Source organism: Bacillus sp. LR_5, assembly GCF_042709275.1.
The window spans coordinates 1-6,674 of record NZ_JAVAXX010000321.1 but is presented as its reverse complement, the minus strand read 5'-3'; the positions used below and the strand labels follow the sequence as shown (position 1 = coordinate 6,674).

The 6,674-nt window shown below is 42.6% G+C and carries 8 protein-coding genes and 2 pseudogenes; all 10 read left to right on the top strand.

Annotated elements, in window-relative coordinates; all coding sequences use genetic code 11:
- A pseudogene (locus RAC86_RS33290) lies at window positions 1–196 on the top strand (transporter); the annotation flags it as partial.
- 40 nt (window positions 197–236) lie between these two features.
- Window positions 237–1,835, top strand: a complete 1,599-nt coding sequence (locus RAC86_RS33285) for an MFS transporter (protein WP_003233429.1) — start codon at window positions 237–239, stop codon at window positions 1,833–1,835.
- Window positions 1,836–1,857: 22 nt separating this feature from the next.
- Window positions 1,858–2,388 carry an NAD(P)H-dependent oxidoreductase gene (locus RAC86_RS33280; protein ID WP_015252498.1) on the top strand — a complete coding sequence of 177 codons (531 nt, stop codon included), beginning with the start codon at window positions 1,858–1,860 and terminating at the stop codon, window positions 2,386–2,388.
- Window positions 2,389–2,400: 12 nt separating this feature from the next.
- Window positions 2,401–2,775 carry a hypothetical protein gene (locus tag RAC86_RS33275; RefSeq protein WP_003233427.1) on the top strand — a complete coding sequence of 125 codons (375 nt, stop codon included), beginning with the start codon at window positions 2,401–2,403 and terminating at the stop codon, window positions 2,773–2,775.
- Window positions 2,775–2,930 (top strand): annotated as a pseudogene (locus tag RAC86_RS33270) (hypothetical protein). The gene RAC86_RS33275 and the pseudogene RAC86_RS33270 overlap by 1 nt, the downstream one beginning before the upstream one ends.
- A gap of 4 nt (window positions 2,931–2,934) precedes the next feature.
- Window positions 2,935–3,696: a hypothetical protein gene (locus tag RAC86_RS33265; RefSeq protein ID WP_326147409.1), complete on the top strand. Its 762-nt coding sequence runs from the start codon at window positions 2,935–2,937 to the stop codon at window positions 3,694–3,696.
- Window positions 3,697–3,698: 2 nt separating this feature from the next.
- Window positions 3,699–4,064 (top strand): GntR family transcriptional regulator, encoded by a 366-nt coding sequence (locus tag RAC86_RS33260; RefSeq protein ID WP_377886531.1) that lies wholly within the window; start codon window positions 3,699–3,701, stop codon window positions 4,062–4,064.
- Between the two features lies 1 nt (window position 4,065).
- Window positions 4,066–4,764 (top strand): ABC transporter ATP-binding protein, encoded by a 699-nt coding sequence (locus RAC86_RS33255; protein WP_015252494.1) that lies wholly within the window; start codon window positions 4,066–4,068, stop codon window positions 4,762–4,764.
- Window positions 4,765–4,780: 16 nt separating this feature from the next.
- Window positions 4,781–5,698 (top strand): ABC transporter ATP-binding protein, encoded by a 918-nt coding sequence (locus tag RAC86_RS33250; protein ID WP_015252493.1) that lies wholly within the window; start codon window positions 4,781–4,783, stop codon window positions 5,696–5,698.
- Window positions 5,691–6,632: an ABC transporter permease gene (locus RAC86_RS33245; protein ID WP_024572924.1), complete on the top strand. Its 942-nt coding sequence runs from the start codon at window positions 5,691–5,693 to the stop codon at window positions 6,630–6,632. The genes RAC86_RS33250 and RAC86_RS33245 overlap by 8 nt, the downstream gene beginning before the upstream one ends.
- Window positions 6,633–6,674 lie beyond the last annotated feature (42 nt).

Genomic DNA, 6,674 nt, shown 5'->3' with positions numbered 1-6,674 from the left:
CCCTGATACAACATTTGACGGTACTGTAGAAGAAATTGGCTATGCGACTAACTCAACTTTTGATATGCTTCCATCTACAAATTCAAGCGGAAACTACACAAAAGTAACACAAAAAATTCCTGTGAAAATTTCAATCAAAAACCCATCTGATAAGGTGCTTCCTGGAATGAATGCATCTGTTAAAATTTCTGAGTAAAACAGATCAGTCATCAAACCATGAAAGGAGGTTGTCTTAGATGGCTACAGGCAAAGAAAAAAATGCAAAAAACCCTATGTCATTGCTGATTGTGCTAATGGCGGGTTTATTTTTGGCAATCCTAAACCAAACACTGCTTAATGTTGCAATGCCGCACTTAATGACTGAATTTGGCGTAAGTGCAACGACGATTCAGTGGCTTACAACAGGTTACATGCTTGTTAACGGTGTATTGATTCCGTTATCTGCTTTCCTGATTACACGATTTGGCCAACGGAGTCTCTTTCTCGTCGCGATGTTTTGTTTTACGCTCGGTACGTTAGTCTGCGGTATCGCACCTAACTTCTCTACAATGCTGATCGGCCGTTTGATTCAGGCCGTGGGCGGAGGTATCTTGCAGCCGCTCGTTATGACAACCATTCTGTTAATTTTCCCGCCTGAAAGCAGGGGGAAAGGAATGGGGATTTTCGGGCTAGCGATGATGTTTGCTCCAGCGGTCGGCCCGACTCTTTCCGGGTGGATTATTGAGCATTATACATGGCGCATTATGTTTTACGGTCTTGTGCCGATCGGCGCAATTGTTATCATTGTGGCTTTCTTCATCTTTAAAAATATGGTGGAGCCGCAAAAAATCAAACTCGATACTCTTGGCGCAATCCTATCGATTGTCGGATTCGCCTCCTTATTATACGGAGTCAGTGAAGCCGGGTCTGACGGCTGGACCGACCCGATTGTATTGTCTACAGTTATTATCGGAGCCATTGCAATTGTTGCTTTTGTTGTTCAGCAATTGCGTCATGATGATCCGATGCTTGATTTCAGAGTGTTTAAATATGACATTTTCTCACTCTCGAGTGTCATTAATATCATTATAACAGTGGCACTTTACACTGGTATGTTCCTTTTACCGATCTATCTGCAAAACCTGGTCGGCTTTACGGCGCTTCAATCCGGTCTGCTTCTGCTTCCGGGTGCGATCGTTATGCTGATTATGTCACCGATCTCAGGTATTTTGTTCGATAAATTCGGACCGAGACCGCTTGCGATTATCGGGCTTCTCGTGACAGTGGTAACAACATATCAATACACGCAATTGACAATTGATACACCATATACACACATCATGCTGATCTATTCAATTCGTGCATTTGGTATGTCTCTCTTAATGATGCCAGTCATGACAGCCGGGATGAACCAGCTTCCTGCCCGTCTGAACAGCCACGGAACGGCGATGAGCAACACGCTTCGCCAAATCAGCGGATCAATCGGAACAAGTTTAATTACGACGATTTATACAAACCGGACGACATTCCATTATTCACAAATTGCAGATAAAACAAGCACGGCGGACCCGAACTTCCTCCATGCGTTCCAAAATGCAGTTTCGAATTTAATGGTGAATATGAATGTGTCTTATGATACGGCGAAAACATATGTGTACTCACATATTTATAAACACGCGTCACTCGATTCCAATGTCATGGGGATAAATGATGCCTTTATGTGGGCAACCTTATTCTGTGTAGCAGGTTTGATTTTAAGTATCTTCCTGCGTGACGTCAGAAAAGATAAATTGCGTAAGAAGAAAAAAGAGGAGCTTTCATTACTTCCTGCTCCAAAAGAAGCTAAGGAATCTTAATCTGTACAGGGAGGTTTCCTGAATGAAAATTTATGTAGTGTATGATAGTGAAGGCGAACATACTAAAGTGCTTGCAGAAGCGATTGCTGAAGGCGCGAGAGAAAACGACACGGCTGAAGTGTTCATCGACCATGTAGATCAGGCTGATATCCGCAAGCTTAAAGATATGGATGCGATTATTTGGGGATGCCCAGGGCATTTCGGAACAATCAGCTCCGGTCTTAAAACTTGGATCGACAGACTTGGCTACTTGTGGGCTGAAGGCGAGCTGATCAACAAAGTCGGTGCTGTCTTCTGCACAACGGCAACGACACACGGCGGCTTGGAAATGACAATGCACAATTTAATCACGCCGATGTTCCACCAAGGCATGATTGTTGTCGGACTGCCTGGCAACGTGCCTGAAAACGCACTTTATGGCTCTTATTACGGAGCAGGTGTCACTTGTCCGGTAGACAGTGATGAGTTAATGTCTGAGGAAGGTATTCAGCTTGGACGCGCGTTGGGAAGACGTGTCAGCCAAGTCACAGGAAACCTAACAGCAGGACAGTAAGGAGAGGTTGAAATGGCCATTATTATAGCAATAATTGCTGCTGTCATTGTCATTGCGGCCCTTATTACATTTAACGTCCGCAACGCCTCACCTGGACCTGAGAAGCAAGAAGCAACTGATAGAATCGCACCTCCAGAAGAGGAAAAAAACGAAGCGCATTACCCTGCTGAAGCAAGGGCTGCCGAGCATACGCCATCCGTTGTCAAAAACGATTCTCCAAAAGAGAAGCGTGACACAATGGGTGATGATATTTACAGGCAGGCGCTGCAAAAGTTTAAGCATTCTGATGAAGTTCATGCAGAAGAAGAGGTCACTGAGGAAAGTGACAAAATGCAGGACCGCAGCTATCGTGATGCGCTGCTCTCTATGAAAAATAAGAAAAAGTAATGAAAAAGGCAAATCCGTTTACTCATGCGGGTTTGCCTTTTTTGCTGTTTCCATCAATTATGTTTTGATCAAATAAATCCATGGAATATGTTGTATTCCATCTTGATCTAGTGTACTATGTTACTCATACACCGAGGATTTTTTCCGGGAGGTAAAGACATGAATTCTTTTTTAGGTTTATTAAAGAAAGATATCAAGCTTTCAAGAATGTGGCTGCTAGTATGGATATGCGGAATCATTTTCTTATTGGGAACAGGCCATATTATAGCTTCTCGCACGAAAGAACCTCTAGTCATTTTTGGTTTTTTTGTTGCAGTTGCTTTTTTTCTGCTTTTCTTATCTCCTGTTTTTGTGTTTTATCACCTTCGCAAGGAAGGGAAATCACAGCTTTGGCTGTACAATCCAAATGGCGGCTTATGGCTGTTTTCTTCTAAATTGGCAGCATCTTTGCTCTATCAATTTGTGATTCAGTTGGCATTAACAGCCTATGGCATATGGATGTATCATATGCTCTCTGTAAAAAATCTGCTGGAGCATCAAGTTGATATAACGAGTACAGTGGCTTTGCTGAATATGTATGGGCTTATTTCTTCGTTAGATATGTCAGTAACAGTCATTGTGTTTTGGACTGTTTTTCACTCTCTCAGAAATTGGCGCAGAATGCGGTGGGCTGCGATGGTTCTGTTGGTTGCAGTGTGGTTATTCTTCGATGAATACATCATAAGCCCTTTGGTTGAATCTCAAAAGCATTTCTGGCCTGTAACAGTCTATTGCAATTTTGATTTCCACTTCTACAATGTTTGGAGATTGGAATTAAAACCTATCCATCTGTCTGTGCTAGGGTTTCCTATTACTTTAGTCATCACATTCTTGCTGCTCATTATGGCTTCAAAACTGCTTGATCGTAAAGTAGAGGTGTAAATATGGACAATCAATTCCAATCCTCGAAACCGATTTATCTGCAGATCGCTGATCAGATCTTTTATAGGCTGGTCAGGAAGGAGCTGCTCCCAGGAGACAAGCTTCCTTCAGTAAGAGAAATGGCGATTCAAACTAAGGTAAATCCCAATACAATTCAAAGAACTTACAGTGAGATGGAAAGGCTGGGTATTGTGGAGACAAGAAGAGGTCAAGGGACGTTTATTGCGGAAAAAGCAGAAATCGTAGACGAGCTGAAATACAAGCTGACACGAGAGGTGCTGGAAGGCTTTGTCAAGCAAATGAAAGAGCTGGGGCTAACGAAAGAGGAAATGGTAGAAGGGATTAAAACATTCACAGAGGGAGGCTAAAATGGAAATCAAGCTAGAACATGTATCAAAAAAATACGGCCGCCATACGGCCGTCAATGATGTGTCAATCACCCTATCATCCGGACGGATTTATGGCCTGATCGGACCGAACGGCAGCGGCAAGTCAACGACCCTGAAAATGATGGCTGGCCTTCTGTTTCCGACTTCAGGATTTGTGAAAGTTGATGAAGAGCAGGTTACGAGAGAAATGGTGCGTCAAACGGCTTATCTTACTGAGCTTGATATGTTTTATCCGCATTTCACTGTTAAAGATATGGTGAATTTTTATCAGTCGCAGTTTCCTGATTTTCAAACAGAACAGGCTTATAAGCTATTGAATGAGATGCAGCTGAATCCGGAAAAAAAGATCAAAAAGCTATCAAAAGGAAATCGGGGCCGGCTGAAAATCGTTCTTGCTTTAGCGAGACGGGCAGACGTCATCTTGCTTGATGAACCTTTTTCCGGGCTTGATCCGATGGTCAGGGATTCCATCGTAAACAGCCTTGTGTCGTACATTGATTTTGAGCAGCAGATTGTCGTGATCGCGACACATGAAATTGATGAAATTGAGACTTTGTTAGACGAAGTAATCATCCTCGCCAATGGAGAAAAAGTTGCACAGCGTGAAGTAGAAGATATCCGTGAACAGGAAGGCATGTCTGTTTTGCAATGGTTTAAATCAAAAATGGAAGTTTGCTAGAAAGAGGAGGAATATGATGAAAACAGTGTTGGAATTGAAAAACGTGACTAAAAACATCAGAGGCCGAACGATCATTGATGATCTCAGTTTTACGATTCGTGAAGGCGAGGTATTCGGTTTTTTGGGACCAAACGGAGCGGGGAAAACGACAACCATCCGGATGATGGTGGGGTTAATGAAGCTGTCGAAAGGTGATGTCCTCATTTGCGGCCAATCAATTACGAAAGAATATGCCAAGGCGATTAAGCATATCGGAGCGATCGTTGAGAATCCCGAGCTGTATAAATTTTTGAGCGGATATAAAAATCTCCAGCAATACGCAAGGATGGTCAAGGGTGTCACGAAGGAAAAAATTGATGAAGTTGTTGAACTGGTCGGTTTAACAGACAGAATCCACGACAAGGTGAAAACATATTCTCTGGGGATGAGACAGCGTCTTGGCTTGGCACAATGCCTTCTGCACGATCCAAAAGTGCTGATTTTGGATGAACCGACAAACGGCCTTGATCCGGCGGGGATCAGAGAAATCAGAGATCATTTAAAGAAGCTGACCCGAGAAAGAGGAATGGCTGTCATCGTTTCAAGCCACCTGCTGTCAGAAATGGAACTGATGTGTGATCGAATTGCGATTTTGCAAAAAGGAAAGCTGATCGATATTCAAAATGTAAAAGATGAAAACATTGATGAGAACGATACATATTTCTTCCAGGTTGAGCAGCCGAATGAAGCCGCTGCTGTTTTAAATCAGTACGATTTGCTGAGTAAGACAAATGGTGTAGAAATCAAACTGGCTAAAGAAGAAGTCCCTGCGGTTATTGAATTGCTGGTGATGCAGCAAATCCGTATTTATGAGGTCAAGGTCATAACAAAATCATTAGAGGACCGTTTCTTAGAAATGACAGGTGAAACAAAAGAGGAGGTTCAGCATGCTTAATTTGATTTATAATGAGTGGCTCAAAATTTTCAGCCGTGCCGGAACATGGGTGATGATCGGAATTCTGGGGCTGACAATGGTTGGATTTGCATTTTTGGCGAATCATTTTTCTGCTGGTGAATCAAATTCCCATTGGAAACAAGAACTTCAAGCACAAAACGCCGAATTAAAGAAAGAAATCAAAGAAGATCCTTCACTGAAAGATGGGTATAAAGAAACAATCACACTCAACGACTATCGCATCGAGCATAATATCCCTAGTGACACGGGCTATACGGTATGGTCTTATGTAACGGATTCAGCAAACTTTACCATCCTTACCGGTCTGTTTACTATTATCATCGCGGCCGGAATTGTCGCGAACGAATTTAATTGGGGAACGATTAAGCTATTAATGATTCGGCCGCTCAGCCGTTTTCAAATTTTGATGTCCAAATATATTACAGTTCTCCTGTTTGGGCTCCTGTTGCTGTTGATTTTATTTATCGGTTCTACTTTATTAGGGTTGATCTTCTTCGGGACGGGTGGTGAAACCGCCGCGAATATTCATTTAATCTATAAGGATGGCCATGTCATTGAGCAAAACATGATGGGGCATTTGGCCACAACGTATCTTTCTGAATCCGTCTCGGCTTTAATGGTGGCGACGATGGCATTTATGCTGTCTGCGGTATTCAGAAACAGCTCTCTTGCGGTTGGTTTTTCCATCTTCTTGTTGGTTGCCGGTACGACTGCAACTGCATTTATTGCAGCGAAATTTGACTGGGCAAAGTATATATTGTTTGCTAATGTCGACTTGACTCAGTATGTGGATGGCACACCGTTAATAAAAGGGATGACTATGACGTTTTCTATCGTCATGCTGGCGATCTACTTTATCATCTTCTTGTTGCTTGCTTTCGGAATCTTCATGAAGCGGGATATTGCAAACTAATAAAGAAAGCTGTTTTGCATAAGCAAAACAGCTTTTTTGTCA

Coding starts and splice junctions, on each gene's coding strand:
- RAC86_RS33245 (WP_024572924.1), top strand. CDS start 5,691: ATGCTTAATTTGATTTATAATGAGTGGCTCAAAATTTTCAGCCGTGCC.
- RAC86_RS33280 (WP_015252498.1), top strand. CDS start 1,858: ATGAAAATTTATGTAGTGTATGATAGTGAAGGCGAACATACTAAAGTG.
- RAC86_RS33260 (WP_377886531.1), top strand. CDS start 3,699: ATGGACAATCAATTCCAATCCTCGAAACCGATTTATCTGCAGATCGCT.
- RAC86_RS33250 (WP_015252493.1), top strand. CDS start 4,781: ATGAAAACAGTGTTGGAATTGAAAAACGTGACTAAAAACATCAGAGGC.
- RAC86_RS33285 (WP_003233429.1), top strand. CDS start 237: ATGGCTACAGGCAAAGAAAAAAATGCAAAAAACCCTATGTCATTGCTG.
- RAC86_RS33265 (WP_326147409.1), top strand. CDS start 2,935: ATGAATTCTTTTTTAGGTTTATTAAAGAAAGATATCAAGCTTTCAAGA.
- RAC86_RS33275 (WP_003233427.1), top strand. CDS start 2,401: ATGGCCATTATTATAGCAATAATTGCTGCTGTCATTGTCATTGCGGCC.
- RAC86_RS33255 (WP_015252494.1), top strand. CDS start 4,066: ATGGAAATCAAGCTAGAACATGTATCAAAAAAATACGGCCGCCATACG.